We start from the raw sequence: 26,433 nt of genomic DNA on the forward strand, positions 1-26,433 counted from the left end.
TCCACCGCTCGCAGTCCTGGCCGGATGAGCCTATCGCCCGACCTCGGCCAGGTGTGAACCTTCCTGACTGACAGCATCGGCAGCGTCGACCCGCTCGGGCTTGTACTTGGCGGCGCCGAAGTACAGGGTCCGCCACGCGGTCAGGTCGCCGATGAACCAGTGCGAGACCGAGTCGTGGCCATAGTCGTCGAAGAAGGCCGCCACCTGCTCGGGCAACGGCCGCGCATCGTCCCAGGCATCGAGCATGGTGCGCTCGCTCAGGGTCAGCCGCCGGCCGGCCGCACGCTTGCGCCGGAGCCGGGTCATGCCGCGCTCCAGCGCACCGGTTTCGCGGCCCAGGCCCTTGCGCTGCTTCTTCACTTCCGACAGTTCCTCGTCCTTCGCCTCGATCTGCGCCCAGACCTCGTTCCACTCGGCCCTGTCCGCCTCCCCGACAGGCGCGGGGAAGGCATCGCCGGTGCGAGGCCCTTCCAGTTGCCGACGCCGGCGATGCAGGGTCTTGAGTTCCGCCTCCAGCGCCTGCTGGCGTGCGGCCAGGCGCTGTATCGAGTCCAGATCGTCGCCGCGCTCCACCCGCAGCCTGAGCCAGCGGTGCAGCAGTTCCATGTGCGCCGCCTGCACGTCCTCCATGCGCCCGCGCTTGAGCCGCACCGCCTGCAGGTAGCCGTTGTAGGCGGCACGGAGTTCGGGGTCGTCCTTGTCGAATTCCGCTCTTATTTCTGGAACCAGATCATCGACAGACTGCAACAGTACGCCTCCGGCCCGGGCCATGTCGTACATCTCGTTCAGGGCGAAGCGGGCGATGCTGTTCTTGCGGCCCTGGTGCTTCGGGTCGTAGCCGCCGCCCACGTCCGAGTGGACGCCGGGGTACCACACCTCCAGCGTATTGGGCGGATAACTGGCGTCGTCGCGGGTGGAATCGAGCGGAAACTGCCCCCGCAGCTCGTGCGCGGCGGTCATGTGCACGCACTGCTCCACCATCGCCGGCAGCTTGACGTCATTCGCCCACTCGCCGTGCCCGTCGTTGCGATTGACCAGCGCCCCGGCCATGCTCGACCACACCGAACACACGGTATCGAACACCCCCATGAAGCCGATCCGCACCGGGATGTCGCGGTAATGCCAAGTCCCGTCGGACTGGCGCTCGCAGCGCGCCGCGAGGTCGCGCGCAAAGGCACGCGCCTGCGCTGCCCCGCGCGAGAAGCCGAACACCGATACGTTGACGACGAGGATCTTCATGCTCGGCGGCTGCCTGTCGATCAGCGCGTCCAGTTGCTCCAGCGCGTAGGCCACGCGCTCGCCACCGCCCTTGCCGATCGCCAGGCCCAGGGTGCCGCCCTTGTCGCCCACTTCCGGGCAGGGTGTGCCGACTCCGGCCAGATAAGGAGCCGAGATATTGTCGGTTTCATCGACATGTGTGTAGTGAAGACGCGCGACATTCGATAATGCACGCCTTTCTTCAGGCTTGGCCATTTCCTCGTCGCGATTGTTACCCGTCCCATCGAAAAACACCGACAGATGCAGAACCTGGGTACATCCGCTGGTGGCCTCTTCCGGAGCAGGAATCGTACACATCAACGCCGTCTGCCGCCGGTCACGTTCCGCAGTACTCAACGGTCGCGTCCCGCGCGCCATTCGCGCGATGCGCGCAGAAGGGTCGGCATCAGCGACCGGATCGGGCGAGCCCGGCTCCAGATCGACCTGACCGGGAATTTCGGTGGGGTCCTTAGTTTCGTCCATGGGCCTTGTGTCCTTCCGGGATAGGGAACCTGCGCATCTTCCAATGGTTCTGCTGCTTTCCTACCAGTTCCGCCTCGACATGGCCGTCAGGATAGAAATGCAGCAAGAGCATATTTGGATCGGACGGATAGGGGAATTTCAGTGGGACAACAGCTTGCTTGCGAACAAGCTGGCCATCATCGACATACTTATTCGTCTTCAAATCGTAATAACTGGCTGAGATTTCCCAGTCGACCTTGATCGTGTGTTGCCTCTTCCGATTACTTGGCGGCCGCGGGCCCATCGCAGATTTTCCATTGGTGTATGCAGACACCCCCCCCATCCAAATGCCGTCAACCCGAACATTCAGAATCCCTCGATCCGTGTAGTTATATGCAAATAATGTCAGGTACTTGGGCTTGTCCCGGCCCTTGGCCACCGCGCAACCAGCCCCCCCCATCATGGCCAACAATACGACCACGCCTATTGCAACGAGTACAGACTTCATTCCATCCATTTTTTTCCTCGCAGATCGTGTCTCTTGCAAAATGACGCCGACCGCATCAGTTCGATAAACCCCATCTGCATCGTGCGCATCAACGCCACTTGGTACCTGCCACGCTCCGAGACACCCAACAGCCGAGTCCCACACGCCAATACTGACATGCGTGTAGAAAAGTCGGCATCGACGACCGGATCGGGCGAGCCCGGCTCCAGATCGACTTGCCCGGGAATTTCGGTGGGGTCCCTAGTTTCGTCCATGGGCCTTGTGTCCTTCCGGGATGGGGAGCCTGCGCATTTCCCAATGATTCTGCTGCTTTCCTACCAGTTCCGCCTCGACATGGCCGTCAGGATAGAAATGCAGCAAGAGCATATTTGGATCGGACGGATAGGGGAATTTCAGCGGAACAATCGCTTCCATTTTTTCAAGAGGACCGACTTTGACATATTTATTTGTCGTCAAATCGTAACGATCCGAAAGTTCCCACACCACCCTGACAGTGTGTTGTTCCTTCCGATTACTTGGCGAACGCGGTCCCATTGCGCTACCACCATTGGTATAAGCATCCGCCCCCCCCATCCACATTCCATCAACCCAAATATTCAGAATCCCCCGATCTGTATAGTTATATGCAAACAACGTCAGATACGTCGACTTATCCTTACCCTTGGCCACGGCGCAGCCGGCCAATGTCATCGTGGCAAGCAATACAACCACGCCTATTGCAACGACTACGGACTTCATTCCATCCATTCTTTCCCTCCCAAACTGTTTCTCTTGACAAAACAACGCCGACCGCATCAGTTCGAGAGACCCCATCTGCGCATCAACGCCACTTGGTACCTGCCACGCTTTGAGACACCCAGCAGCCGAGTCCCACACGCCAATACTGACATGCGTGCAGAAAAGTCGGCATCGACGACCGGATCGGGCGAGCCCGGCTCCAGATCGACTTGCCCGGGAATTTCGGTGGGGTCCCTAGTTTCGTCCATGATCCTTGTGTCCTTCCGGGATGGGGAGCCTGCGCATTTCCCAATGATTCTGCTGCTTTCCTACCAGTTCCGCCTCGACATGGCCGTCAGGATAGAAATGCAGCAAGAGCATATTTGGATCGGACGGATAGGGAAACTTCAGCGGGACAACAGCTTGCTTGCGAACAAGCTGCCCATCATCGACGTACTTATTCGTCTTCAAATCGTAATAACTGGCTGAGATTTCCCAGTCGACCTTGATCGTGTGTTGCTTCTTCCGATTACTTGGCGACCGTGGCCCCATTGCCCCCCTCCCTGGGTATATGCATCCACTTTTCCCATCCACATTCCATCAACCCATACATTGAAAAATCCCCGATCCGTATAGTTATATGCAAACAACGTCAAATATGTCGGCTCATCCTTACCCTTGGCCACGACACCGGCACAGCCAACCAACACGAGACTCAAGGCCGGCAGGACGATCCCGCGGGTCATCACCACCATCCATCTGCGCGCGTATTTCTGTCCGGCGTTCATTCTTCCCAGTCCTCGACCATCGGATAGGCCTCGTCGCCGATCTGCCGCGCGCTACGCCGGCCGGCCGCGAAATCCTCCAGCCGCTTGCGCCACTCCGGCTGCTCATGGAAATCCTCGCCACTCAGCAGTGCCCAGGTGCAGACCATCAGGATCCGGCCGCCATCGCGCATGCCGTATCGATCCGCCAGGGCGACGCAGGCACGGAAGAACCTGTACTGGTCCGGCCCGGGCAGGCGATCGAGCAATTCCCGGTCCGTCAGCCGGAAGTGGTCGATCAGCGTGTAGGGGTAACTGTCGTCGATGAGGCGGCGGCGCTGCTCCGAATCCAGTTCCAGCGGCGGCACGAAGGGATCGTGCGCCAGAGCGGTCAACGGCAGCGTCTGCCAGGTGTGATCGGCAGCCACGTAGTGCCACGCCAGCCCCAGCGACAGGAACGGCTGCCGCTGCGGGTCGCGCAACACCGCCGCCAGCAGCGGCAGCACGCGCCCGTCGTAGAAGCGCGCCAGGAACTGCTTGCCGTTCGGGAAGCGTGCATCCAGCCTGCGCATCAACCGCTGCGCCAGTTCCGACGACGGCAGCGGCGAATCCAGGAAGGTGGCCGCCCCCAGCGAATCGGCCTCGGCTGCGATCCGCGCCAGTACCCTGCGCATCCCGAGTTCGGCCGGCAATACCGCCAGATAGACCGATGCATCGGCCGATCCGTCGGCCAGCACGCCATCGAACAAGCGGATGGCGCTTGCGGGAAGACGGTCGAGCACCTGCGCCGGAGCGTGGCATTGCGCCCCGTCCAGCAGCAGGTAGCGGCTTGCCCCCTCGGCTGGCGCATCCCACGTCCTGTCCGGAAACACAATCGCCATTGCGCTAACCCTTGGGCGTGAAAGGAGCGGCGCGCTTGGCCGCGAGCAGCAGGCATTCCTTGCAGACAGCTTGCGGGAACACTGGCAGGTTGTAGCCCTGCTGCACCGGCCCGACGAAGGACTTCTTGGCCGCATGCACGCGGATGTTGCCCGGGCAGGCGAAGGTGATGTTGCCGCCTTCGATCGTCACGCTGGCGCCGCCGGCGGTGGCCAGGTGCACCGTCTTGCCCGCCGCCAGTTCTACCGCCGCGTTGGCGCTGACCACCTTCAGGCCCTGCCGCGAGCGCAGCCGCACTTCGTCGCCCTGCGCCTGCACGTCCAACTCGCCCTCGCCGCTCACCACGCTCAGTGTGGTCGCCTCCTGCGTGCCTTCCACCGCTGCCGCCAGCAGGCCGACCGCCTGGCCGCTATGCAGCCGCGCGTCGCCGGCGATCGCCGCCTCGCTGCCCTGGCCGCTGGCCAGCGTCAGGGTCTCGCCCATGCTCCAGTGCAGGCTCTGGCCCGCGACCAAGCCGATGCCCGCCGGGGCCGCCAGGCCCAGCAACGGGTCGCCCAGCTGCGGCACCTTGCCTTCGCCCGGTCCGGCATCGTGTCCGCCAGCCGCGCCCTGCGCGTGGTCATAGGCTTCGCCCGGCACCGTCGTCTTCACGCTGGTCAGCAGCGCCTGCAACGGCGCCTGGCCGTCGATCAGCCGACTGTGCTCCGCTTGGCCGTCGCCTTCGTGCGCGGCTAACTTCACTGTCAGATGCGTGGTCGCCGCCTGCGAGAACGTCTGGCCGAGTTTCTGCAGTTGGGTGAGCAGGGCCACCTGCTGCACGGCCTCGCCGGCCGCGGTCGCGCCGTCGCGGCCGTAGGCCGTCAGCCACAGTCCCGACTCGCCGCGCACCGCGCCCCAGGCGTCGGTGCGCAATTCGAAGCCCTCGCCACGGAAGCTGCCGCGGTAGTTGTCGGCCTGGTGGATCAGGTGGCCCAGGTTCAATTGCGTGGCCGCCTGGGTGGTGGCCAGCTGCAGCCGCAGTTGTTCGTTGCTGTCGTCGAACACCAGCTGGCTGTAGCCGCTGCCGTTCCATTCCTTGGACTTGATGCCCCACAGCGCGGTGGCGTTGCGGTGCCGCTCCTCGCCGCCGCCGGCGCCGTGCCAGGCCGGGGCATGGCCGCCGGCCAGGTTGGCCTGCGCGCTGGGGCGATGATCGCCTGCCTGGACATAGGCCGCCGTGTCCGATTCGGCGGCCTGGCCCCCAGGCGTGGGCGCGATGCCCGCTTCGCCGCGACCGTTGTACAGCGCCCCCATCACCACCGGGCGATCGATATCGCCTTCCAGGAACCCGACCAGCACCTCCTGCCCCACCCGCGGCAGGAACTGGCTGCCCACGCCGGGGCCGGCGTAGCGCTGGGCCACGCGCAGCCAGCAGCTGAGCCGGTCGTCCGCTTCGCGGCCCTGCTGGAAGTGGAACTTCACCCGGATCCGCCCCAGCGCGTCGGCATGCACCTCGCCCTGCTGCGCACCCTCTGCCCCGACCACCACGGCGCTCTGGTAGCCCGGTGCGGTCGGCCGCGGGTTCAGCCGTGCGCCGGTCTCGTCGGCCAGCACCGGGCGCCAGGCCCGGTCGCGATCCACCGCCTCGAACGCATTGGCATAGCCCACCGCGTCGGCCTGTTTCCAGATTTCGCGGGCCGCCAGATCGTCGGGATCTTCCGGACAGGCCGGCGCCGGACCCAGCACCGCGTCCAGGCCGCGACGCAGGTCCACCGGCAGGTTGTTCACGCCGGCATGGCGGATGTCGGTGAACAGCCATTGGCGCGACTCGGCGCCGCCGGGCAGCTGCTGCACCTCCAGCCAGGTGCCGGCGCGCAGGCTGCGCACCGTCGAACGGCCCTGCCAGCCGCGCCAGTGCGCCTCGGCCGCCTCCGCCATCAACCGTGCATGGCGCTCGGCCTCGGCGCTGTCGGCGAAGGCATGGGCACCTACCGGCTCGTACACCTCGCGCAACGACGCGCCGCCCCCTCCCTTGAGCGCGAGCTGCACGGTGGTGGCGCGACGGCTCTTGTAGTCCGAGGACAGCAACGCCAGCCTTCCCGACCCCAGGCGCATGCGCGCCCCGAAGGCCTGCACCGTATCGGCGGCCTCGGTGGCGTCGCTGCGGTGGTAGCGCACCGATCCGGTCGCATCGCGCGGCTGCCGGCTACTGTCGGCGAAGATCACCAGGCGATGCCCGGACGGCGACGGCCCATGCTCCTCGATGCGCCAGCCCAGGCCCTCCTCGGCCAGCAGGCGCGCGAGGAACGCCGCATCGCTCTCGCGGTACTGCACGCAGTAGCTGCGTGCGCGCGTGCCGGCCAGGAACGCGGCCACTTCCTCGCTGCACTGCCAGGCGGCCTGCTCGCCGTAGGCGTCCAGCACGGATGCGACGATCTCGATCACCGTGCGATCCTGGAACACGCGGCTGTGGCGCCCCTGGGCCAGCCACCAGGTCCACGGCACGATGCCGATGCGGAAGCGCGCCAGGCCGCCATCGCTGCCCAGGCACTGTGCCTCGTGCACCAGGCCGCTGCGATGCACCTGCCCGCCGTCGGCCAGGCGCGTGTCGAGCCTTGCGGGCCGGCCCAGCCAGGCCGAAGGATCCAGGCCGGCATCCAGCGCCAGCACGTCCACCCACCAGCGATGCTCGCCGGACAACCGTTCCCGGCCGCCCCAGCGTTCCACCAGCATGTCCGGCGCGTTGTCGGCCAGCGCCAGGCGATGCAGGCGCGTGCGCTGGTCCATGCCGATCACCGCGGCCAACGCCGCCCGTATCTGTTCCATGTCCTGAAGCTCCCTGCCGGCGACGGCCCTCCCCCGGGACCCACCGCCGATCCTCGATACACGGAGCAGAAGGTACCAAAGCCGGCACCCGCGATGTTGTAGGGGAAGTCCCATCCCGGGAACGCGGCGAGCCCGGCTAGAATGCGGGCACAACCCATGCGAGATCCGCCATGCTGGAATTGGATGACCTGCTGGCCCCGGTGTCGGACGACAGCCCGACCGGAGAGGACCTTTCGTTTTCCGCCGATTTCGACCGGATCCAGGAGTTCCGGCGTTTCGACGACCCGACCCTGGAACAGGGCGAGTGGCAGACCGACATCAAGAGCGCGGACTGGCCCGCCGCGCTGAAGGCCAGCGCCGAATTGCTGCGCGGTCGCACCAAGGACCTGCGCCTGGCCGGCTGGTATGCCGAGGCGAGCACGCAGGTCGACGGATTTGCCGGCCTGGCGCGGGGCTACCGGCTGGTGGCCGGCCTGTGCGAGCGCTACTGGGACCGGCTGCATCCCCTGGCCATCGAGGGCGACCAGGAGGAACGCATCGGCAACCTGGGCTGGCTGCTCGGCAACTCCCTGCAGTGGCTGCGCACGATTCCGATCGTGTCCGCGCCGCAGGGCCGCCATGGCCTGGAAGCCTTCGAGGTCGCGCGCGCGCGCCAGGCCAGTGCCGAGGAAGGCCCGGACCAGCCGACGCTCGCCCAGCTGGAGGCCATGCGCGCGGACACGCCGCACGACTTCTACCGTGGCCTGCTCGAGACGATCCCCGACTGCCTGCAGGCGCTGGAGACCTTGCGCGAGGCGGTGGACGCGCGGCTGGGCATGGATGGACCGAGCTTCAGCGCGGTGCGCGAACGGCTGGAACTGCTGCAGTCCACGGCATCGCGCTTCGCCGGCGACTCGGGCCTGCTGGTCGAGGCGCTGGCACCGGCCCCGGCCGTTGCCGGCACGACCGCCGAGGCAACGGCCGCGCCGGCTGCCGCGCGCGCGCCTGACGGAGCGCCGAGCACGCGCCGGGACGCGCTGGTGCAGCTGCGCCAGGTGGCCGAGTTCTTCCGCCGTACCGAGCCGCACAGCCCGGTGGCCTACCTCGCCGAGAAGGCCGCGCGCTGGGGGGAGATGCCGCTGCACGTCTGGCTGCGGCGGGTGATCAAGGACGACAGCGTGCTGCACCAGATGGAAGAAATGCTCGACGTGGAGCAGGACCAGAACGGCGGCTACTGAGCCCGTACCTGCACCGCGCATCCGGCCGGGCACGCCGCCGCCGCGTCACTGCGGCGGCAGCACCTTGAACTCGATGCGCCGGTTGCGCGCACGTCCCTCGGCGCTGGCGTTGTCGGCCACCGGATCGTCGGCGCCCTTGCCCAGCGCGCTCAGCGAGGTCGATGCGATGCCGTGCTCGACCAGGTAGATCCGCACCGCCTGCGCACGCGCCAGGCTCAACGCCTGGTTGGCCTGGGCCTGGCCGACGTTGTCGGTGTGGCCGATGATCTGCACGCGGATGTCCTTCATGTCGCGCATCTTGGCCAGCATCTCGTCCAGGATCGCCATGCCCTTGGGGGTGAGCCGGGCGCTGCCGCTCTCGAATTCGATGATGCGGTTGGCCAGGGTCTGGTCGAGCACGGCCTGTTCCGAGCCGCCGGTGCGCAGGCCGTTGGTGACGGTGTAGGAAGCGTTGCTGGCCAGGCTCAGGTCGCTGGCCACCTGCTGGCGCTGGGCCTCGTTGGGCACCTGGCCGGTGATGCGCACCGATTGCCCGTTCACCTCGAGCTTGCCGTCGTGCACGCGGCCGATGCCGGGGCCGATCATGTTGGCCACGTAGTCGCCCCAGTTGGGCGGGGCCGGCACGGACTGCACCTGCACGCGATCGACCACGCGTGCCTGGCCGTAGACCGCGTGCAGGCGGGCAAGGATGCGCTGCTTGGTGGCCTCGTCGGGCACCACGCCCTCGGCCACCACCGGCTGCTCCGCGGCGGAGGCCTGGGCGAAGGCGGGCATCGGCGCGGACGCGGCCAGGCACAGCAACGGCAGGAGAGATCGCATTCGCATGGTTCAGGTCCCCAGGAAGGTTTCGCCCAGCAGGCGGCGCGCGGTCTTCAGGCTCGTGTCGTCGCGCTCTAGCAGGCCGGAGAGGCGGTTGAGCGCGTAGTCGCCGGCCACGTAGTCGTCCACCCACTCGGCCTGCCCGGCCTGGATCAGGAATTCGCCGGCCTGCTGCGGGTCCAGCGCGGCATGCAGGATCGCCGGATCGGCGCCGCCGAACCCCACCAGCAGTTCCGGCGTGCGTGCATCGCGCAGCAGCACCGCCATCTCGAAGTCGCCGCGCACCAGGAACGCGGCCACCAGCTCCAGCCAGAACGCGGCCACCAGCGGGCGGTACAGCGGGTCGCGCGGCAGCGGGAACGCCAGCGCGCGATCGATGGCCAGCGCGCCGCCGGTGAGCAGCGGCTGCAGCAGCAGGCCCAGCGCCGGCAGCACCTGGCGCAGGCTCGCCTGGGCATGGCCGGCATCGGCCAGCAGGCCCTGCAGCGAGGCCAGCGTCTGGATCTCCAGGAAATCGTTGAAGGTGGCCTGGTAGGCGGCCACGTCCGGGCTGAGCGAATAGCGGGTCTCGGCCAGCGCCGCCAGCGCCGCCTCCTCGGCCACTGCCTGGCGCGACTGCCGCGCCAGGCCGGACCAGGCCTTGGCCATGGCCAGCGGCCCCAGGCCGATGAAGCGCAGCGGCTCGGCGACCTCGAAACGCACCGCCGACAGGAACGGGAACCGGCGCTGGGAGGCGTCGCGGCTGGGCACCAGGTGGCCGCACAGCACGGTGCGGCTGCGCGAGCCGAGGAAGGCGTAATGCACTTCCGGCGCCTCGTCGTAGACCCGCTTCCAGTCCGGGTTGCGGCTGAGCGATTCCACGCCCGCGCCGGCCCAGCGATCCAGCCAGGCCAGCAGCTGGTGGTTGTCGGTGGCGCGCACGAAGTCCCCGCGCGAGGGCACCTTGCCGAAGTAGCACACCGACGCGTCGATTTCCCGGCTCATGGGCTGGCCTCCGCACCCGCCGCGTCCGCGGCCCCGGCCGTGTTGGCGCCACCGGCCACCGTCGCCGGCAACTGCAGCCCCTTCTGCCAGTCGTTGCCGCGGGTGGCGGTTCCGGCGCGACGCACGATGCGCATCTGCACCGGCACGGTGATGCCGTCGCGCGTCCAGGTGATCTGGTCGCCTTCGTACCGGCCTTCGTCCATCATCCGCGAGAAGCCGCCGGAGCCCGGTGCCGAGTACACCTCCACGGTGCGCCCGTCGCCGGTGACGGCGGTGATCCGCGCGCCCGGCACCGCCCCGGGATTGGGGTACTGCATGGTGGTCCACTGCGGCGGCGTGTTGCGGTAGCGCAGGGCCTGCCCGTCGATCTCCAGGGTGTATTCCACTGCCCCGGTGGCGGGAGCGGGCAGGACCTCGAAGATGGTCGAATCCTGGGCCTGCCCGGCCTGGCCGCCGACCCAGTTGCCGTAGTTGGACAGCAGCTGGCCGGACAGGGTGATACCGAGCCCCGCCCAGCGCCGGGGCTCCAGCAGCGGCCCGCGCTGCACCACCAGGGTGCCCAGCGCATCCTTGTTGAACGCGGCGATCGCACCGGTGGGCCCGAAGATCGCGGCGACGTCGCTGGGCGCGGCATCCACGTCCGAGCCCAGGTTGAACGGGTACTGGCGACCGATGCCGGTGCTGAAGGGCTCGTACACCTGCGCCTTCCAGGTGCGGTTGATCTCCGCCTCGGTGGGCGCCACCAGCGCGGCGAAGGTCTGGGTGAGCGGGCGCAGCAGCAGCGGCCGCAGCGCCTCGCGCTGGTCGCCCTCGATGCCGGACATCACCTGCTCGTCCACCATCGCCAGGGCCGCGCTCAGCTCCGACCCCTCGTTGCTGAAGGTGTCCTGCATCAGCTTGCGCGTGCCGATGCCGGCCTCGCCCTGGTTCTTGATCGCGTTCAGGCGCGTGCGCAGCTTGGCCAGCTGGGCGAAGTAGGCGTCCTCCAGCGAGGGCTGGCCGTCACGCTTCGCGGTCAGGCGCACGAGTCCGTCGAAGGCCTTGCCGACCGGACCCACCGGCTGGCGCGCGTCGGCCTGTGGCGCGGCTCCCTGGCGCAGCACCACGCGCCGGAACCAGGCCACGAACCCCTTGGCCCGGGCCTGCACCTGGGCCTCGGCCGCGGGGTTGTCCCACACCGTCTGCTCGGTCAGCGCATCGAGCAGCTTGCGCAGCGGCGACTGCGCCGGATCGCCCAGGCGGTTCATGGTCGCCACCGCCGGGTCGAAGCCCTCGAAGGTCCCCACGCTCAGGCCCTTGACGAACTTCATCCATTCCTGGGCGTACTCCTGCTTGTACAGGCCGGTCAGTTCGCGGGCGACATGCTCGGGGCTGCCGGCCAGCGACAGGTCGGTCTGGTCGGTGGCGTCGAGTACCCAGTCGGTGGTGCTCAGCTGGGTGTTGGCCGCCTCCTTGATCGCGTCGTGCACGTAGTCCTGCCAGGCCTGGCGCGAGAACGCGCCGGCGATGGCGTAGCTGCCGGTGATGGCGCCGCGGTTGGATTCCTCGCCCAGCAGCGTGTTCACCGTGATCGTGGGGAAGCGCGCCGAGGCCCGCGCCTTGATCTGGGCGAACACGCGCTGCAGCGCGGGCTGGCCCTTCATCACCCCGGTCAGGACCTGGCGGCTGTCGTCGACCAGGGCGATCCGGGTCTGGACCTGCGGCCAGTCGGCATCGCCGGACTGGGCGACGTAGAAGCTCATCAGCTTCTCGGCGGAGCGGATCATGTCCTCGCGGCTCATCTGGCCGCGGTTGGCATCCAGCCAGCCGCGCCAGAACAGGGTCAGCTGCTGGCCCAGCTGCGCCTGCTCGACGTGGCTGCGATCGCCCAGCATCAGGTAGGTCTTGAGTGCGTTGTAGACGTCGTTGACGTTGTCCGGCGAGGCTTCCTGGTAGAGCACGTCGCTGTCCACCGGGGCCCCGGCCGCGGCCTTGCCGAGCCGGTCGCGCTCGCCGACGGCACGGCTCAGGAACGACTCCAGCCGCGCGGTGACCGGCTCGACCATGATCTGGCGCATGCCGTTGAAGTACTCGTCCAGCAGCTTGCGGCGGATCGCGTTGCCCTGGTACAGGCCCAGGCGCGTGGTGATGCCGCCGGCGCGGCCGTACTGGTCGATCTGCTGCAGGCGGTCCTGCAGCAGCAGCAGCGCGTCGATGCGCGACTTCAGGTCGACGCGTCCCTGTTGCAGCTGCACGGCCTGGTGCAGGTCGCGGGTGGCGTTCTCCACCAGCCGCGTGTTGGTGGTGTAGGACCAGGTCCACAGGCCCAGCGCCACGGCCAGCACCGCCACCGCGCCGAGGAACACGGCGTAGCGCAGGCGCGTCTGGTGCGGGCTGGAGTACTGCCGCACCAGTTGCTTGTCGGCGAAGACGACCTTGCGGAACAGGTTCTTGAGGAAATAGGCGTCGTGGCCCTCCGGCGAACGGTCGGCGCCGGACGGGGCGGCCTGCAGGGCGAACTGGCGGCCGACGCGCTCGGAGGCGTAGTGCACCGACTGGCCTTCCTGCAACGCGCTGGAGAAGTAGAAGCCGCGGAACACCGGCTTGAACTGGTAGGGGTTTTCCTCGAACAGGGTGGCGATGAAGGTGCGCAGCGCCGGCTTGATCGCGGCGAACTCCAGCGGCAGGGTGAGCAGGCCCGGCGGCACCTCGCGCCCGCGCAGCATGGCCATGTGCGCCAGGCCCATTTCCTTCAGGCCCTCGGACAGCTCGTCGAAGTGGCGGTCGAACGCCGCCACCGCGTCGGTCCTGGCCTCGGGGTCGAAGGGCAGGGTGGCGCCCCACACGCCTTCGCGCTCGCCCGGGTCCAGGTGCTGGAAGAACTCGGTGAAGCCGGCGATCAGGTCGGCCTTGGTGAACACCACGTAGATCGGGGCGAACACCTCCAGGCGTTCGGTGATCTCCTGCACGCGCTGGCGCAGGTTCTTGGCCAGCTCCATCGCGAACTCGGGCTTGCTGCCGGACAGCTCGGCGATGCTCGCGGCGATGACGATGCCGTTGATCGGCGCGCGCGGCCGGTGCTTCTTGAGCAGGCCGAGGAAGGTCAGCCACTCCAGCCGGTCCTCGACGTTGACCGAATAGCGGCCGGCGGTATCGAGCACGATGCCGGTGGTGGTGAAGTACCAGTCGCAGTTGCGCGTGCCGCCGATGCCCTGCACCACGCTGCCGCCGGCGTCCTCGAACGGGAACTGCAGGCCCGAGTGCAGGATCGCGCTGCTCTTGCCGGCCGCGGGGTTGCCGATGATCACGTACCACGGCAGTTCGTAGAGCGCATCGTTGCCCTTGAGCACGCCGATGCGCGAGGACTTGATCGACTTGACCGCCTCGAGCATGCGCGTGCGCAGCGCCTCGGTGTCGCCGCGCGTGGCCGGAGTGGCCGCAGCCACCGCGCGATCGGCCTGTTCCTGCACCATCGCATCCAGCCCGCGCGAGGCGCGGCGGACACGCCAGCGCCGCACCGCCCAGGCCGCCAGCGCCACCAGCAGCACCAGCGCCAGCGCCGCCGCGATCCAGAACGCCAGTTGGCGCAGGTCGCCCTGGCCGAGGTAGCCCAGTGCGAGCGATGCCACCAGCCCGACCGCCATCCACAGGCGGTAATCGCCGAGGTAGTACCTGAGATTGCTCAACATCAGTCCGGATTCCGTTTGAACGGGGCCTGTTCGGCGGAGGCCGCCGCGGGGTCGGCCGGGGGAAGGGATGCAGGCGCCACCACGGCGGCGATGCGGCGGCGGGGGGCGTCCACCGACAGCACCAGCGCCGGCGTCCCGTGCGCGGCGACGCGGGCCTGCGCCGCGGCCAGCTGCGCCAGCGGCAGCACGGCGCCGAGGTCGGCGGCCAGGGCGGCCAGCGCGCAGCCGTCGCGATAGGTATCCAGGTCCGGGCAGGCGGCCAGCAGCGCCGAGGCCGCCTCGACCGCCGGCTCCGGGGCCTGGCCGGCATCGCTGACCGCCCACGACACCGTGGAGGCCTCCACCCCGGCGCGGGCCAGGGCCTGCCGCAGGAGCTCGCCGGTGGCGGCGGCGCGCAGGCGCGCGGACCCGGCATCGGGCAATTCCTGGCTTGCCGGGCGATGCAGGTACACCACCGCGCCGTCGCCCGCGGTATCGGTGCCGGCATCGACCAGCAGCAGGCCTGCCGCGCCTTCGCCGGGAAGCACGCCCGCACCGGTGGCGGCCTGGAACAGGCGCCCGCGCGCCTGCAGGTGCGCCACCGCCATCTCGCCGACCTGCGAGGCGGCGGCCAGCACCAGCGCGCCCGCCGGGGCGGCGTCGGGCCGGTCGAGCACGCGTGCGAGCGCCTGCCAGCCGGCGGCCGCGTCGGCCACCGGTACCGTCCGGACGTCGGCCCCGGCAGGCAGGCCGCATTCCTGCGCCCAGGCCTGCAGCAGGCATTCGCCGGCACGCCTTTCCAGCTCGTCCCAGTCGGCCGGCACCAGCCACCACACCGGCAACGGCGGACAGGCCCGGGTCGCGGCCGGGCGGCGCAATCCGGCCACGACCGCGGCCTCGGGCTCTTCCCGGACGGGGGCATCGCAGGAGGTGGCGGCCTGGCAGAGCAGGGCCTCGGCCACGGGCTGGAGCAGGACCAGGGCGCGGAGCGGCTCCGCGCGCAACCCGCCCGCGCCATGGGCCTGGAGCACGGCTTCCACTTCGCCGGTGTCGAGGCCCGGCACGTGGGCCGCGAACACCGGCAAGCCGTCGCGATCGCGCAAGCGCGGATGCAGGCCCGGGCGCGGCAGGTCGGCATGGTGCAGGGCGATCTGCGCCGGATCGTCGGCACAGGCCAGCCAGAGCGCGCCGCCGGCGAGCACGGCGTGGCCGCCGGGCACGGCATCCGCCGGGACCGATTCGGCGGCCGGTGCCCCTGTCGCGGGAGCCGGCGAAGCGGCGGCCGGTGCCCGCGACAGGCGCGTGCGGCTCGCATCGGCCAGGCGCCAGCCCAGCGCGCGCAGCCCCCAGCCGCCGGCGAGCAGGCCGGCCGGGACCACGCCCAGCCACACCAGCAGGTCCATCCCGGTCGGCGCGGCACCGCTGCCGCGCCAGTAGTGGATGGCACTGCCCCACGACAGCGCCAGCACGCCCGCCGTCACCAGCCCCGTTTTCAGCCACGACCCTGCCACGCCTGCTCCTTAGCGTTGCCGGTACGCCCCCTGCGTTCCGGACCCTTCCCTGTGTGCCTATCCGATCCCGGTGCTGGACTGCCCGGCGACCAACGTCGCGCCGCACGCGGTCTTGTCGCCGTGGCGCGCCACCGGCTTGCCGTCGATCACCACGCTGGCGTCGCCGGAGACGATCTCGGTGCTGCCGTGCCGGCTGCAGCTGACCTTGTCGCCGATGCGGGCGACGGGCTTGCCGGCGATATCGGTCTGGGGCGAGCCGCTGACCACGCTGCCGCCGTGGTCGATGCGATCGCCGACGACGATGAAAGGTCGCGACATCGTTGCTCCTTGTCGGTGATGGAGGCGGCGCTGCCGCCTCCACGGGTTCCCTGTTCCTTTCACGATAGCAGGACTTGGCCCGGCGATGGCAGTCAGCCCGAGGCGCCTGCCCGGCGGGCGGCGCGGGCGCTGCGGCAGCGCCCGGCGTGCTCGACGTGCACGTAATCCTTCAGGCTGCGCCAGCTGCCGCCCCAGTCCAGGCCCGCCTGCTGCGCCAGTTCGCCGTAGAGGAAATAGGCCCGCCGCGTCCACGGATCGGCCATGTCCCATTGCAGCTTGCCATCGCGCAGCGGCGCGCTGTCCACCGCCAGCCCGTACTGGTGGCAGCTCTGCCAGGCGCCGGCGCGGGTGGCCTGGCCGCCGCCCATCAGCTCGGCCTGCCGCTCCGGGCTGCGATAGCCTTCCACCAGCACCATCTCGTAGCCGTACTGGCGCCGCATGACCTCGTAGATGGCCAGCACGCGCTGGCGGACTTCGTCGTCGATGCTGTCCCAGCGCCGGTCGGCATCGACCACTTCCGGATGCAGGCGGCGCACGTCCTCGCCGGTGAACACCGCCGGCGGAGGCGGTGCCGGCGGCACCAGCCGTTCCCCGCGCAGGAGCTGGGCGATCATGGACGTGGATTCGGCCATGTCCTCGTCGCGGAAATCCGCCAGGGCGACATGGCGGCGCGCGAGCAGGATCGCCAGCGGCGGCAGCACGAGCAGGACCAGCGCGACCGCCAGCACCCCGCGGTGGCGGCGCAGGAAACCGCCGGTGTCCGACACCGCGGCGCGGGCATGGCGGTCCAGGTGCCCGCCGCGGCGCGCCACGCCGCGCCCGGTCCCGGCCACGGCCCCGGCCAGCGCGCGCCAGCGCCGCCCCAGCCATGCGGCCCCGGCCGAGGCGAGCCCGGGGAACAGCAGCAGGGCACAGCTCAGCGCGAACACCGACAGGAACAGCAGCACAGCCAGGATCAGCACGGCACCCCTCCGCAGCCGGCGCGGGTTGACGCGGCGGACCGGGGGTCCACTAGAATCGGGCGGGGATCAGCAGTTCCGGCAACGGCCGGACCATGGCAGGAGGCCACGCATGAACACTCCGGGCAAGACCCGTCCCAGCCTGCTGTCGGGCCAGGGCGCCGCGGCCGGCAACGGCCGCATCCTGGCCGACATCGACGGGCGCGCCGTACGCCTGCCGCCGCCCGCGGGGCGGAAGGGCGCACGCAAATGGCTGGTCCCTGCGGTGCTGCTCGCTTCATTGCTGTTGGTCGTGCTGGCCATCATGGCCACGATGTCCCGGGACGACGGCACCGCCGCCATCGCCGATGGCTTCAAGCCGCTGCCGGCCGAGTCGGACAAGGTCGCCGACCGCGGCGCGGCCATGATAGTGGATGAGCCGCAGGCGCGGACCGCCGCCGCCCTGCCCGATACCGCCATGCCACGTCCCGTGGCCGGCGCCGCCGGCGTGGCCGCGACGGTGGAACCGGTACGCCCGGCAACCGCCACGCCCCGCCAGGTACCGCCCGGGCGTGCCGCGGCGCCGCGCCCGGCCGGCACGCCGGACCGCGCCAGGCCGGCGGAACAGGGGGCACTGCTGAGCAGCCTGCTGGGCATCATCAAGCAGGACGAGCAGGCCCGGCAGAAGCGCCCCGAATCGATGGACGCGCTGGTGGCCGACATCCAGGCGCGCGAATCGCGCGAACGCGCCGAGCGCGACGCCATGTTCGATGCGATGGACAAGCGTTCCAGCGGCGATTCCGCGGTGCAGGCCAAGCTGGCCCGGTGCCCGGCGGCCAACACGCTCAAGGGCGTGGACTGCCGGCGCAGGATCTGCACGGCGGTGGCCGGGCGCGATCCGGCCTGTCCCAAGTCCTGAGGCGCCTCAGCGCGGCGGCGCGAGCAGCTCGCGCGCGGACAGGTAGCCGTCGCCGTTGGCGTCCTGGCGGTGGAAGCGTTCGATCAGGCGCGCGCGGTATTGCTCGCGGGTGACCGCCGGGCCGGCACCGCCGGGCAGCTCCGCGCCGGTGAGCATGCCGTCGCCGTCGCGGTCGCGCGCATCGAAGCCGTAGCTCATCCAGGCGAGGTACTCGTCCAGGTCGATGCGGCCGTCGCCGTTGCGGTCCATGCGCCGCAGGTAGTCGCCGGTGTCCTGCACCGCCTGCGCGCAGGTGGCGCAGGACGCCCCCCACAGGACGAGCGCGGCCAGCCACGGTGCCGCCGTGCGCGGCCTTGCCTGGCGGCGCTGCATCAGTGGCTCAGGGCGTAGCCCTTCAGGCGCGTCGCATAGGCCTGCAGCGCGGCGATGCCGCTGGCCTCGGCCTCCTGGCACCACTGCTGCAGCTGGCGCAGGCGCTCGGCGGCGTCGTGGCTGCGGGCCTCCAGCAGCGCGGCCAGGCGACGGCGGTACTCGACCAGCGCGGCCATGCGCGGACGCTGCTCGACCCAGGCCTGCAGCTGCGCGCGCGCATCCGGCTTGAGCCAGCGGCCGTCGTCCACCAGGCCCTTGCGCAGGCGCCGCGGCAGCAGCTTGCGCATGCGCGCGCCGGCGGCGGCGGCCTCCTCGCGCAGCGCCGGCACGAACACGTTGCGCTGGTAGTCGGTCATCGCCTGGAAACGGTGCGAGAGCAGGGCCTTGACGGTGTCGGTGTCGGGCACGGCGATGTTGGGGCGGATGTCGAGCTTGGGCGCCACGCGCAGCACCTTGGCCAGGCGCAGCTTCTCCAGGACGCGGATCGCGCTCCAGCCGATGTCGAACTCCCAGCGCCGCATCGAGAAGCGCGCCGAGCTGGGGAAGGCATGGTGGTTGTTGTGCAGCTCCTCGCCGCCGATCCAGAACGCCCACGGCGTCAGGTTGGTGGAAGTGTCGGCGGACTCGAAGTTGCGGTAGCCCCACCAGTGGCCCAGGCCGTTGACCACGCCGGCGGCCCAGAACGGGATCCATGCCATCTGGATGGCCCACAGCGCCACGCCGGGCAGGCCGAACAGGAGCAGGTTGACGAAGAACAGGGCGACCGGGCCGAGGTTGGCGTGCGGGGTGTACAGGTGCCGCTCGATCCAGTCCTCGGGCGTGCCGCGGCCGTAGTAGGCCATGTCCTCGCGCTGCGCGCGCGCCTGCCGGTACAGCTCCACGCCGCGCCAGAACACGGTCTTGATGCCCTTGACCTGCGGGCTGTGCGGGTCTTCGGCGGTCTCGACCTTGGCGTGGTGCTTGCGGTGGATGGCCACCCACTCGCGGGTGATCATCGAGGTGGTCAGCCACACCCAGAAGCGGAAGAAGTGCGCCAGCACCGGGTGGAAATCCACGCCGCGGTGGGTCTGGCTGCGGTGCAGGTACAGCGTCACCGCGAAGATGGTGATCTGGGTGAACACCAGCAGCACCGCGGCCCACTCCCACCAGCCGATGCCGGTCAGGCCATGGGCGAGGAAGTCGGTGAAGGCATCGGGCAGGGACACGGCGGGATTCTCGCGAGGCGGAGCAGACATCATGCAGGCCCCCGGTGCAAACTTCACCCGCCGCCGGCGTATGGTGGCCGGCGCCATTCATGTCCCCACCCGGTTCCCATGTCCCAGCCCGCCCCGATTCCCGCCGCCGCAGCCGACGCCGCCCCGCTGATCGAGCTCGACCAGGCCACCGTGGTGCGCGGCCAGACGCGCGTGCTGCACGGCCTGGACCTGCGCATCCCGCTCGGCCAGCACACCGCCATCCTCGGCCCGAACGGCTGCGGCAAGTCCAGCTTCATCAAGCTGATCACCCGCGAGCTCTACCCGCTGGCGCGCGAGGGCGCCACCCCGGTGCGGGTGATGGGGCAGAGCCGCTGGCAGGTGGACCGGCTGCGCTCGCAGCTGGGCATCGTCACCGGCGACCTGAGCGCCAACCTCGCCGGCATGGAGAGGCTGGACGTGGAAAGCGCGGTGATCTCCGGCTTTTTCGCCAGCTACGTGATCCCGCCGCACCGCGAGGTCACCGCCGCCATGCGCGAGCGCGCCGCCCAGGCCCTGGCGCTGGCCGGCGCCGGCCACCTGGCCGGGCGCGACTACGCCGCGCTGTCGGCCGGCGAGACCCGCCGGGTGCTGATCGCCCGCGCCCTGGTCAACCGGCCGCAGGCGCTGCTGCTGGACGAGCCGTCCACCGGCCTGGACATCGTCTCGCGCCAGCGCCTGCTGGAGACCATGCGCCGGCTCGCCGCCGAGGGCATCACCCTGGTGCTGGTGACCCACCACATCGAGGAGATCGTGCCGGAGATCGGCCGGGTGATCCTGATGCGCGAGGGCCGCATCTTCGCCGACGGCGCGCGCGAGGCCATGCTCACCGACGCCGCGCTGTCGGAGGTGTTCGGCGGTCCGGTGCACGTGCGCCGCAACGGCGCCGGCTACGAATGGAGCATGGGCGACGGGGCAGCGTGAACCCGGGCAAGCTTCTACACTTGCCCTCCATCGCCACGCCCTCCCGCAGATCCGTTTCCATGCCCTTGCCGTTTTTCCCGCGCCCGGCGGCGCTGCTGGCCATCGTGCTGGCGTCGTGCTCCTGTTCGTCCCTGCCGCGGCCGCCGGTGCCGGAACCGCCGGGCTATCGCGTGGCCGGCTACCTGGCCCCGGCGCAGGCCCCGGACAGCCTGGCCCTGGTGCCGCCGCCGCCCGCTCCGGGCTCGGCCGGGCTGGCGCTGGACGAGGCCGTGTCCCGGCAGGCGCAGGCGCTGCACGGCACGCCGCGCTGGCAACAGGCCGGGCGCGATGCCGACCTGGCCTTCCCCGCCGGCGCGCAGCAGTTCGCCTGCCCGCTGGGCATCGCCGTCGACCCGGACCGCACCCCGCACCTGTACCGGCTGCTGTCGCAGCTGCGCGCCGACGGCAGCGCCGCGGTGCGTGCGGCCAAGAAGCACTACGACCGCCCGCGCCCGTTCGCGGTCAACCACCTGGGTACCTGCACCCCCGGCGAGGAAACCGATGCCGGCGGCTCCTATCCCTCCGGGCACACCGCCGTGGGCTGGAGCTGGGCGCTGGTGCTGGCCGAGCTGGACCCGGCGCACGCCACCGCCATCCTGCAGCGCGGGCGCAGCATCGGCGACGGCCGCCTGGTGTGCAACGTGCACTGGAACAGCGACGTGGTCGCCGGCCGCACGCTGGCCGCGGCGCTGGTCGCGCGCCTGCACGACGATCCCGGATTCCGCCGCGACATGGCCGCCGCACGGCGCGAGATCGCGCGCGCGCGCCGCACCGGCCCGGCACCGCAACAGGACTGCGCGGCCGAGGCGGCCGCGCTGGACGCGCGCCCGGACGAGGCCCAGTAGGCCGGCGAACGGCTCAGCGCGCGTGGCGGCAGGCGTCCACCAGCAGCTGGTGGACGCGGGTGTCGCGGCCCAGTTCGGGATGGAAGGCACAGCCGAGCAGGTGGCCCTGGCGCACCAGCACCGGGTCGCCGTCGCGCGTGGCCAGCACCTCCACCGCCGGGCCGCAGCGCACGATCCGCGGCGCGCGGATGAACACCATCTCCAGCGGCGGACCCGGCAGCCGCGACGGCGCCTGGCAGATCGTGGACTCGCGCTGGCGGCCGTAGGCATTGCGCTGCACGGTCACGTCCAGCACGCCCAGGCTCGGCTGCGGCGGCAGCACCTGGCGCGCCAGCAGGATCAGGCCGGCGCAGGTGCCCAGGCACGGCCGCGTGCGGGCGAAGCCGGCCAGCGCCGGCAGGAAGCCGTCGCGGTCCAGGAAGTGCAGCAGCGTGGTCGATTCGCCGCCCGGCAGCACCAGCGCGTCGATGCCTTCCAGTTCGTGCGCCAGGCGCACCGGGCAGGTCGCCACGCCCATGCCCTCGAGCATGCGCCGGTGCGCGTCGTAGGCGCCCTGGATGGCCAGCACGCCGATGCGCGGCGTGCCCGCGCCGGGGGTGCCGGAGGCCGCCATCTCAGTCGCCCCGCGCCTGCAGCAGGGACTGCGCATCCAGCGCGGCCACCGCCAGCCCGCGCATCGCGCCGGTGCAGTCGGCGCTGCACTCGGCCACGATCGCCGGGTCGTCGTAGTGGGTGCAGGCGCGCACGATCGCGCGGGCGCGGCGCTCGGCCTCCTCCGGCGCGGCCAGCTGGCGGCCGCTGTCCATGAAGATGCCCGAGCCGACGAACACCGCCTGCGCGCCGAGCTGGCGCAGCAGGGCGGCGTCGGCCGGGGTGGCGATGCCGCCGGCGGAGAAGTTGGGCACCGGCAGCGCGCCGCTGCGCGCCACCTCGCGCACCAGCGCCAGCGGCACGCGGTGGTCGCGCGCGGCCACGTACAGCTCGTCCTCGCGCATGGCGGCCAGGGCGCGGATGTCGGCCATGATCTGGCGCATGTGCTTGACCGCGTGGACCACGTCGCCGGTGCCGGCCTCGCCCTTGGTGCGGATCATCGCCGCGCCTTCGGCGATGCGGCGCAGGGCCTCGCCCAGGTTGCGCGCCCCGCACACGAACGGCACGGCGAAGGCGTGCTTGTCGATGTGGTTGACCTCGTCGGCCGGGGTCAGCACCTCGCTCTCGTCGACGAAGTCCACGCCCAGGTGCTGCAGCACCTGGGCCTCGACGAAGTGGCCGATGCGCGCCTTGGCCATCACCGGGATGGACACGGTGTCCATGATCGAGGCGATCAGCTTCGGGTTGGCCATGCGCGCGACCCCGCCCTCGGCACGGATCTGCGCCGGTACGCGCTCCAGCGCCATCACCGCGCAGGCGCCGGCGGTCTCGGCGATGCGCGCCTGCTCGACCGTGCACACGTCCATGATCACCCCGCCCTTGAGCATCTCGGCCAGGCCGACCTTCAGGCGCATGGCATCGGACAGGACGGGGCGCTCAGGGGCGGCATCGGCGGCAAAGGCGGCAGGGGACATGGGACGGCTCCGGGTTCGGCGATGGCCGCGACGATAGGCGCCGGGCCGGGCCGCGGACAGGTACACTTCCAGTACGGTTCGACCAAACCGTACTGGTCGCTTTCCAGTACGGATCCCGCCCGGAACTTCGCCGCATGTCCCTTCCGCCCCGCACCGGCACCGCCCCCACCCGCGTCGAGCAGGTGATGGACGCGCTGCGCCGGCGCATCGAGCAGCGCAGCCTGGGCACCGGCGCGCGGCTGCCGTCGATCCGCGGCCAGGCCGAGGCGCTGGGCGTGTCGCGCTCGACCGTGGTGGAGGCCTATGCCCGCCTGGTGGCCGAGGGCGTGATCGAATCGCGCCCCGGCTCGGGCTTCTACGTCGGCGCGGCGCGGCCGCCGCTGGCGCTGGGCGAGACCGCGCCCGGCCTGCCGCCGGACAGCGACCCGGTCTGGGTCACCCGGCAGTCGCTGCTGGCCGATGCGGCCAGCCTCAAGCCCGGCGCCGGCTGGCTGCCCGAGACCTGGATGCCCGAGGCCGACATCCGCCGCGCCCTGCGCACGCTCTCGCGGCGGCCGCTGGCACCGCTGACCGGCTACGGCACCCCGCAGGGCTCGCCGCCGCTGCGCCGGCTGCTGTCCAACCGGCTCGACGCGCGCGGCGTGCATGCCCCGCCGCAGCAGCTGATGCTCACCGAATCGAGCACCCAGGCGGTGGACCTGCTGTGCCGCTTCCTGCTGCAGCCCGGCGACACCGTGCTGGTGGACGACCCGTGCTACTTCAGCTTCCAGGCCATGCTGCGCGCCCACCGCGCCGGCGTGGTCGGGGTGCCGTGGACGCCGCACGGGCCGGACCTGGCCGCGCTCGAGGCGCGCCTGGCCGAGCACCGCCCGCGCCTGTACGTGACCAACAGCGCCCTGCACAACCCGACCGGCGCCAGCCTCGGCCTGGAGGTGGCGCACAAGGTGCTGGTGCTGGCCGAGCGCTACGGGCTGACCATCGTCGAGGACGACGTCTTCGCCGATTTCGAGCACCACCCCGCGCCGCGCCTGGCCGCGCTGGACGGCCTGCAGCGGGTGGTCTACGTCGGCAGCTTCTCCAAGACCCTGTCGGCCTCGGTGCGGGTGGGCCACATCGCCGCGCGCGCCGACTGGATCGCCCCGCTGGTGGACCTGAAGCTGGCCACCGCCTTCGAGCCCGGCCACTTCTCGGCCGAACTGCTGCACGTGCTGCTCGCCGGCGGCACCTACCAGCGCCACATGGCGGCGCTGCGCGCGCGGCTGGCCGAGGCCATGGGCGCCACGCTGGAACGGCTGCAGCGGCTGGGCTTGCAGCCCTGGCTGCGGCCGCAGGCCGGCATGTTCGTGTGGTGCGCGCTGCCCGGCGGGCTGGACGCGGCGGCCCTGGCCCAGCACGCATTGCAGGCCCACCGCATGGTGCTGGCCCCGGGCAACGCGTTCTCGCCCTCGCAGGGCGCCGCCGGCTACATGCGCTTCAACGTCGCCCAGTGCCTGGACCCGGCGATCTGGCCGGCGCTGCAGGACAGCCTGGCGGCGCTGGCACGGCGCTGATCGCCGCTCCGCGTGGCGACGGACCCGTCGCGCCACGGCCACCCGGGCCGGAGTACCTGGACGGGCAGGGCGACCTGGCCGGCGCGTCCGGCCACCGTGCCCATGACCTTGCACACGGGCGCCGGCGGCGGCGGATCGTAGACTGCGCCCATCCCCGACACAGGAGCGCTTCCCATGGCCCAGTGGTATTTCCACATCCCCGGCCTGCCCGACCGCACCGGCCCGCTCGACGACGCCGAGGCGCGCGAGTACGCGCGGCTCAATCCCGGCGCGCTGGGCTGGCGCGAGGGCCTGGACGGCTGGCAGGCGGTGGCCGCGCTGCCCGAGCTGGGCGGCGGCGGTGCGGCACCGCCGCCGCTGCCGGCCGCCGCGGGCGGCCGCGCCGACGAGATCGACTACCGCATCGTCGGCCACGACATGCAGTTCGTCGAAGTGGAACTGGACCCCGGCGAGAGCGCGGTCGCCGAGGCCGGCGCGCTGATGTACAAGGACGCCAGCGTGCAGATGGAGACGATCTTCGGCGACGGTTCGCGCAGCGGCGGCAGCGGCCTGGTGGACAAGCTGCTCGGCGCCGGCAAGCGCCTGGTCACCGGCGAAAGCCTGTTCACCACGGTCTACACCCACGCTGGCAGCGGCAAGGCCAAGGTGGCGTTCGCCGCGCCGTACCCGGGCACGGTGCTGGCGCTGAAGCTGTCCGAATACGGCGGCCGGCTGATCTGCCAGAAGGACAGCTTCCTGGCCGGCGCGCGCGGCGTGGCGCTGGGCATCGCGTTCCAGCGCAAGATCCTCACCGGCCTGTTCGGCGGCGAGGGCTTCATCATGCAGAAGCTCGAGGGCGACGGCTGGGTGTTCGTCCACGCCGGCGGCACGCTGGTGCAGCGCGAACTGGCGCCCGGCGAACGCCTGGACGTGGATACCGGCTGCGTGGTGGCCTACACCGCGACGGTGGACTTCGACGTGCGCCGCGTGGCCGGGCTGAAGAGCATGCTCTTCGGCGGCGAGGGCGTGTTCCTGGCGACCCTGACCGGGCCGGGCCACGTGTGGCTGCAGTCGCTGCCGTTCTCGCGCCTGGCCGGGCGCATGTTCGCCGCCGCGCCGCAGGGCGGCGGCCAGAGCCGCGGCGAAGGCTCGGTGCTGGGCGGGCTGGGGCGCATCCTGGACGGCGACAACAACTTCTGAGCGCGGCGTGGCCGCGGCGGCATCGGGTACAGTCGAAGGACCGCCGCCTTCGCCCACGCCATGAAGCTCACCCAATTGCGCACCCTGCTGGCCGTGCAGGAGACCGGCAGCCTGCAGGAAGCCTCGCGCGTGCTGCACACCAGCCAGTCGGCGCTGAGCCGCGCCATCAAGGAGCTGGAACTGGAGCTGGGCGTGCCGCTGCTGGAGCGCAGCAACCGCGGCGCCACGGCCACCGCCTACGGCGAGCGGCTGCTGCAGTACGCCCGCCACGCGCTCGGCGACCTGGAGCGCGGGCGCCAGGAGATCGAGGCGATGAAGGGCCGCGCCGGCCAGCAGGTGACCATCGGTGTCACCAGCGCGGTGACCTTCATGACCCCGGTGCAGGAAGCGCTGGCCGAGTTCGTCGCCGAGATGCCGCGCATCCGCCTGCACGTGCTGGAGATGCGGCCGCGGCAGATGCTGCCGATGCTGCGCGGCGGCGGCATGGATTTCGCCCTGATCTCGCAGATCCCGCAGCACGCCCAGACCCTGGAATGGCTGCCGATCTGCCGCATCCCGATGCGGGTGGTCACCCGCAACGACAATCCGGCGCGCCATGCGCGCTCGCTGCGCGAGCTGATGGACGAGGCCTGGCTGACCCAGGACCAGGCCGACAACGAGCAGTCCACCTTCCACCAGCTGTTCCGCCAGAACGGCCTGGACATCCCGCAGCAGGTGATCGAGTGCCCGGCGGTGGGGCTGATGGGCTACCTGCTCTACCAGACCCGGGTGCTGTCGCTGGTGAGCCGCTGGTCGCTGGACAACCCGGTGGATCCGGATTTCCCGCGCCTGGTGTCCGGGGTGGACGTGATCGAGCCCACCCCGGACAGCTTCATCTCGCTGGTGTGCGTGGACCACGACCTGATGCCGCGGCCGGCCGTGGCCCTGTTCGCGCGCATGCGCGAGAAGCTCAGGGCCCGGTTCCCGGACTTCGGCTGAGCCG

At 70.7% G+C, this 26,433-nt stretch carries 23 protein-coding genes; 8 read left to right on the plus strand and 15 right to left on the minus strand.

Going from position 1 to position 26,433, the window contains the following annotated elements; genetic code table 11:
• Positions 1–30: 30 nt before the first annotated feature.
• The 3 genes from BN3794_RS14995 to BN3794_RS16100 form a co-directional block, all read right to left on the minus strand.
• Complete coding sequence (locus BN3794_RS14995; protein WP_078059797.1) at positions 31–1,740, minus strand: phospholipase effector Tle1 domain-containing protein; 1,710 nt, start codon at positions 1,738–1,740, stop codon at positions 31–33.
• On the minus strand, positions 1,727–2,227 hold the full coding sequence (locus BN3794_RS16095; RefSeq protein ID WP_160330941.1) for a DUF3304 domain-containing protein: 501 nt from the start codon (positions 2,225–2,227) through the stop codon (positions 1,727–1,729). Before BN3794_RS16095 ends, BN3794_RS14995 begins: the two co-directional genes overlap by 14 nt.
• A 240-nt stretch (positions 2,228–2,467) precedes the next feature.
• Positions 2,468–2,965: a DUF3304 domain-containing protein gene (locus tag BN3794_RS16100; RefSeq protein ID WP_160330942.1), complete on the minus strand. Its 498-nt coding sequence runs from the start codon at positions 2,963–2,965 to the stop codon at positions 2,468–2,470.
• 291 nt (positions 2,966–3,256) lie between these two features.
• Between BN3794_RS16100 and BN3794_RS16650 the strand changes: the two genes are divergently transcribed.
• Positions 3,257–3,433 (plus strand): hypothetical protein, encoded by a 177-nt coding sequence (locus BN3794_RS16650; protein ID WP_160330943.1) that lies wholly within the window; start codon positions 3,257–3,259, stop codon positions 3,431–3,433.
• Positions 3,434–3,728: 295 nt separating this feature from the next.
• Here the strand turns inward: BN3794_RS16650 and BN3794_RS15005 are convergent, their stop codons facing one another.
• Entirely contained in the window at positions 3,729–4,580 is an 852-nt protein-coding gene (locus tag BN3794_RS15005) for a DUF4123 domain-containing protein (RefSeq protein ID WP_222705352.1), read from the minus strand.
• 13 nt (positions 4,581–4,593) lie between these two features.
• A complete protein-coding gene (locus tag BN3794_RS15010; protein ID WP_066098571.1) occupies positions 4,594–7,392 on the minus strand; it encodes a type VI secretion system Vgr family protein in 2,799 nt (932 codons plus the stop codon).
• A 170-nt stretch (positions 7,393–7,562) separates the two neighbouring features.
• Between BN3794_RS15010 and tssA the strand changes: the two genes are divergently transcribed.
• Positions 7,563–8,609, plus strand: coding sequence for a type VI secretion system protein TssA (gene tssA / locus BN3794_RS15015; protein ID WP_066098573.1), 1,047 nt, complete (start codon positions 7,563–7,565; stop codon positions 8,607–8,609).
• A gap of 45 nt (positions 8,610–8,654) precedes the next feature.
• Here the strand turns inward: tssA and BN3794_RS15020 are convergent, their stop codons facing one another.
• The 6 genes from BN3794_RS15020 to BN3794_RS15045 all read right to left on the minus strand — a co-directional run bounded on the left by BN3794_RS15020 (position 8,655) and on the right by BN3794_RS15045 (position 16,850).
• Positions 8,655–9,428, minus strand: a complete 774-nt coding sequence (locus tag BN3794_RS15020) for an OmpA family protein (RefSeq protein WP_484606924.1) — start codon at positions 9,426–9,428, stop codon at positions 8,655–8,657.
• 9 nt (positions 9,429–9,437) lie between these two features.
• The gene (tagF, locus tag BN3794_RS16955; RefSeq protein WP_066098577.1) at positions 9,438–10,412 is read right to left on the minus strand and encodes a type VI secretion system-associated protein TagF; all 975 of its coding nucleotides are present in this window, start codon (positions 10,410–10,412) and stop codon (positions 9,438–9,440) included.
• Entirely contained in the window at positions 10,409–14,080 is a 3,672-nt protein-coding gene (gene tssM, locus BN3794_RS15030; RefSeq protein WP_066098579.1) for a type VI secretion system membrane subunit TssM, read from the minus strand. The genes tagF and tssM overlap by 4 nt, the downstream gene beginning before the upstream one ends.
• A complete protein-coding gene (locus BN3794_RS15035; RefSeq protein WP_147675805.1) occupies positions 14,080–15,570 on the minus strand; it encodes a hypothetical protein in 1,491 nt (496 codons plus the stop codon). The genes tssM and BN3794_RS15035 overlap by 1 nt, the downstream gene beginning before the upstream one ends.
• A 57-nt stretch (positions 15,571–15,627) precedes the next feature.
• A complete protein-coding gene (locus BN3794_RS15040; RefSeq protein WP_066098583.1) occupies positions 15,628–15,888 on the minus strand; it encodes a PAAR domain-containing protein in 261 nt (86 codons plus the stop codon).
• A gap of 92 nt (positions 15,889–15,980) precedes the next feature.
• Positions 15,981–16,850, minus strand: coding sequence for a M15 family metallopeptidase (locus BN3794_RS15045; RefSeq protein WP_236493275.1), 870 nt, complete (start codon positions 16,848–16,850; stop codon positions 15,981–15,983).
• 109 nt (positions 16,851–16,959) lie between these two features.
• Between BN3794_RS15045 and BN3794_RS15050 the strand changes: the two genes are divergently transcribed.
• On the plus strand, positions 16,960–17,745 hold the full coding sequence (locus BN3794_RS15050) for a hypothetical protein (RefSeq protein ID WP_066098587.1): 786 nt from the start codon (positions 16,960–16,962) through the stop codon (positions 17,743–17,745).
• 6 nt (positions 17,746–17,751) lie between these two features.
• Here BN3794_RS15050 and BN3794_RS15055 read toward each other — a convergent pair whose 3' ends face one another.
• Both BN3794_RS15055 and BN3794_RS15060 read right to left on the minus strand, forming a co-directional pair.
• Complete coding sequence (locus BN3794_RS15055; RefSeq protein WP_066098589.1) at positions 17,752–18,117, minus strand: EF-hand domain-containing protein; 366 nt, start codon at positions 18,115–18,117, stop codon at positions 17,752–17,754.
• The gene (locus BN3794_RS15060) at positions 18,117–19,316 is read right to left on the minus strand and encodes a DesA family fatty acid desaturase (RefSeq protein WP_425476731.1); all 1,200 of its coding nucleotides are present in this window, start codon (positions 19,314–19,316) and stop codon (positions 18,117–18,119) included. The genes BN3794_RS15055 and BN3794_RS15060 overlap by 1 nt, the downstream gene beginning before the upstream one ends.
• Before the next feature lie 114 nt (positions 19,317–19,430).
• Between BN3794_RS15060 and BN3794_RS15065 the strand changes: the two genes are divergently transcribed.
• The gene (locus BN3794_RS15065; RefSeq protein WP_066098591.1) at positions 19,431–20,273 is read left to right on the plus strand and encodes an ABC transporter ATP-binding protein; all 843 of its coding nucleotides are present in this window, start codon (positions 19,431–19,433) and stop codon (positions 20,271–20,273) included.
• Between the two features lie 59 nt (positions 20,274–20,332).
• Positions 20,333–21,157 carry an acid phosphatase gene (locus BN3794_RS15070; RefSeq protein ID WP_066098592.1) on the plus strand — a complete coding sequence of 275 codons (825 nt, stop codon included), beginning with the start codon at positions 20,333–20,335 and terminating at the stop codon, positions 21,155–21,157.
• 13 nt (positions 21,158–21,170) lie between these two features.
• Here the strand turns inward: BN3794_RS15070 and pdxT are convergent, their stop codons facing one another.
• Together pdxT and pdxS are read right to left on the minus strand one after the other, a co-directional pair.
• Entirely contained in the window at positions 21,171–21,770 is a 600-nt protein-coding gene (gene pdxT, locus BN3794_RS15075; RefSeq protein ID WP_066098593.1) for a pyridoxal 5'-phosphate synthase glutaminase subunit PdxT, read from the minus strand.
• Between the two features lies 1 nt (position 21,771).
• Positions 21,772–22,722 (minus strand): pyridoxal 5'-phosphate synthase lyase subunit PdxS, encoded by a 951-nt coding sequence (gene pdxS / locus BN3794_RS15080; protein ID WP_066098595.1) that lies wholly within the window; start codon positions 22,720–22,722, stop codon positions 21,772–21,774.
• A 134-nt stretch (positions 22,723–22,856) separates the two neighbouring features.
• Between pdxS and BN3794_RS15085 the strand changes: the two genes are divergently transcribed.
• The 3 genes from BN3794_RS15085 to BN3794_RS15095 all read left to right on the plus strand — a co-directional run bounded on the left by BN3794_RS15085 (position 22,857) and on the right by BN3794_RS15095 (position 26,429).
• Positions 22,857–24,272 carry an aminotransferase-like domain-containing protein gene (locus BN3794_RS15085; RefSeq protein WP_066098597.1) on the plus strand — a complete coding sequence of 472 codons (1,416 nt, stop codon included), beginning with the start codon at positions 22,857–22,859 and terminating at the stop codon, positions 24,270–24,272.
• Positions 24,273–24,446: 174 nt separating this feature from the next.
• Positions 24,447–25,451 carry a TIGR00266 family protein gene (locus BN3794_RS15090; protein ID WP_066098599.1) on the plus strand — a complete coding sequence of 335 codons (1,005 nt, stop codon included), beginning with the start codon at positions 24,447–24,449 and terminating at the stop codon, positions 25,449–25,451.
• 60 nt (positions 25,452–25,511) lie between these two features.
• On the plus strand, positions 25,512–26,429 hold the full coding sequence (locus BN3794_RS15095) for a LysR family transcriptional regulator (RefSeq protein ID WP_066098601.1): 918 nt from the start codon (positions 25,512–25,514) through the stop codon (positions 26,427–26,429).
• Positions 26,430–26,433: the final 4 nt, after the last annotated feature.

The organism is Xanthomonas massiliensis (assembly GCF_900018785.1).
Taxonomy (GTDB): Bacteria; Pseudomonadota; Gammaproteobacteria; order Xanthomonadales; family Xanthomonadaceae; genus Xanthomonas_B; species Xanthomonas_B massiliensis.

Coding starts and splice junctions, on each gene's coding strand:
- BN3794_RS14995 (WP_078059797.1), bottom strand. CDS start 1,740: ATGGACGAAACTAAGGACCCCACCGAAATTCCCGGTCAGGTCGATCTG.
- BN3794_RS16095 (WP_160330941.1), bottom strand. CDS start 2,227: ATGAAGTCTGTACTCGTTGCAATAGGCGTGGTCGTATTGTTGGCCATG.
- BN3794_RS16100 (WP_160330942.1), bottom strand. CDS start 2,965: ATGAAGTCCGTAGTCGTTGCAATAGGCGTGGTTGTATTGCTTGCCACG.
- BN3794_RS16650 (WP_160330943.1), top strand. CDS start 3,257: ATGATTCTGCTGCTTTCCTACCAGTTCCGCCTCGACATGGCCGTCAGG.
- BN3794_RS15010 (WP_066098571.1), bottom strand. CDS start 7,392: ATGGAACAGATACGGGCGGCGTTGGCCGCGGTGATCGGCATGGACCAG.
- tssA (WP_066098573.1), top strand. CDS start 7,563: ATGCTGGAATTGGATGACCTGCTGGCCCCGGTGTCGGACGACAGCCCG.
- BN3794_RS15020 (WP_484606924.1), bottom strand. CDS start 9,428: ATGCGATCTCTCCTGCCGTTGCTGTGCCTGGCCGCGTCCGCGCCGATG.
- tagF (WP_066098577.1), bottom strand. CDS start 10,412: ATGAGCCGGGAAATCGACGCGTCGGTGTGCTACTTCGGCAAGGTGCCC.
- tssM (WP_066098579.1), bottom strand. CDS start 14,080: ATGTTGAGCAATCTCAGGTACTACCTCGGCGATTACCGCCTGTGGATG.
- BN3794_RS15040 (WP_066098583.1), bottom strand. CDS start 15,888: ATGTCGCGACCTTTCATCGTCGTCGGCGATCGCATCGACCACGGCGGC.
- BN3794_RS15050 (WP_066098587.1), top strand. CDS start 16,960: ATGAACACTCCGGGCAAGACCCGTCCCAGCCTGCTGTCGGGCCAGGGC.
- BN3794_RS15055 (WP_066098589.1), bottom strand. CDS start 18,117: ATGCAGCGCCGCCAGGCAAGGCCGCGCACGGCGGCACCGTGGCTGGCC.
- BN3794_RS15065 (WP_066098591.1), top strand. CDS start 19,431: ATGTCCCAGCCCGCCCCGATTCCCGCCGCCGCAGCCGACGCCGCCCCG.
- BN3794_RS15070 (WP_066098592.1), top strand. CDS start 20,333: ATGCCCTTGCCGTTTTTCCCGCGCCCGGCGGCGCTGCTGGCCATCGTG.
- pdxT (WP_066098593.1), bottom strand. CDS start 21,770: ATGGCGGCCTCCGGCACCCCCGGCGCGGGCACGCCGCGCATCGGCGTG.
- pdxS (WP_066098595.1), bottom strand. CDS start 22,722: ATGTCCCCTGCCGCCTTTGCCGCCGATGCCGCCCCTGAGCGCCCCGTC.
- BN3794_RS15085 (WP_066098597.1), top strand. CDS start 22,857: ATGTCCCTTCCGCCCCGCACCGGCACCGCCCCCACCCGCGTCGAGCAG.
- BN3794_RS15090 (WP_066098599.1), top strand. CDS start 24,447: ATGGCCCAGTGGTATTTCCACATCCCCGGCCTGCCCGACCGCACCGGC.
- BN3794_RS15095 (WP_066098601.1), top strand. CDS start 25,512: ATGAAGCTCACCCAATTGCGCACCCTGCTGGCCGTGCAGGAGACCGGC.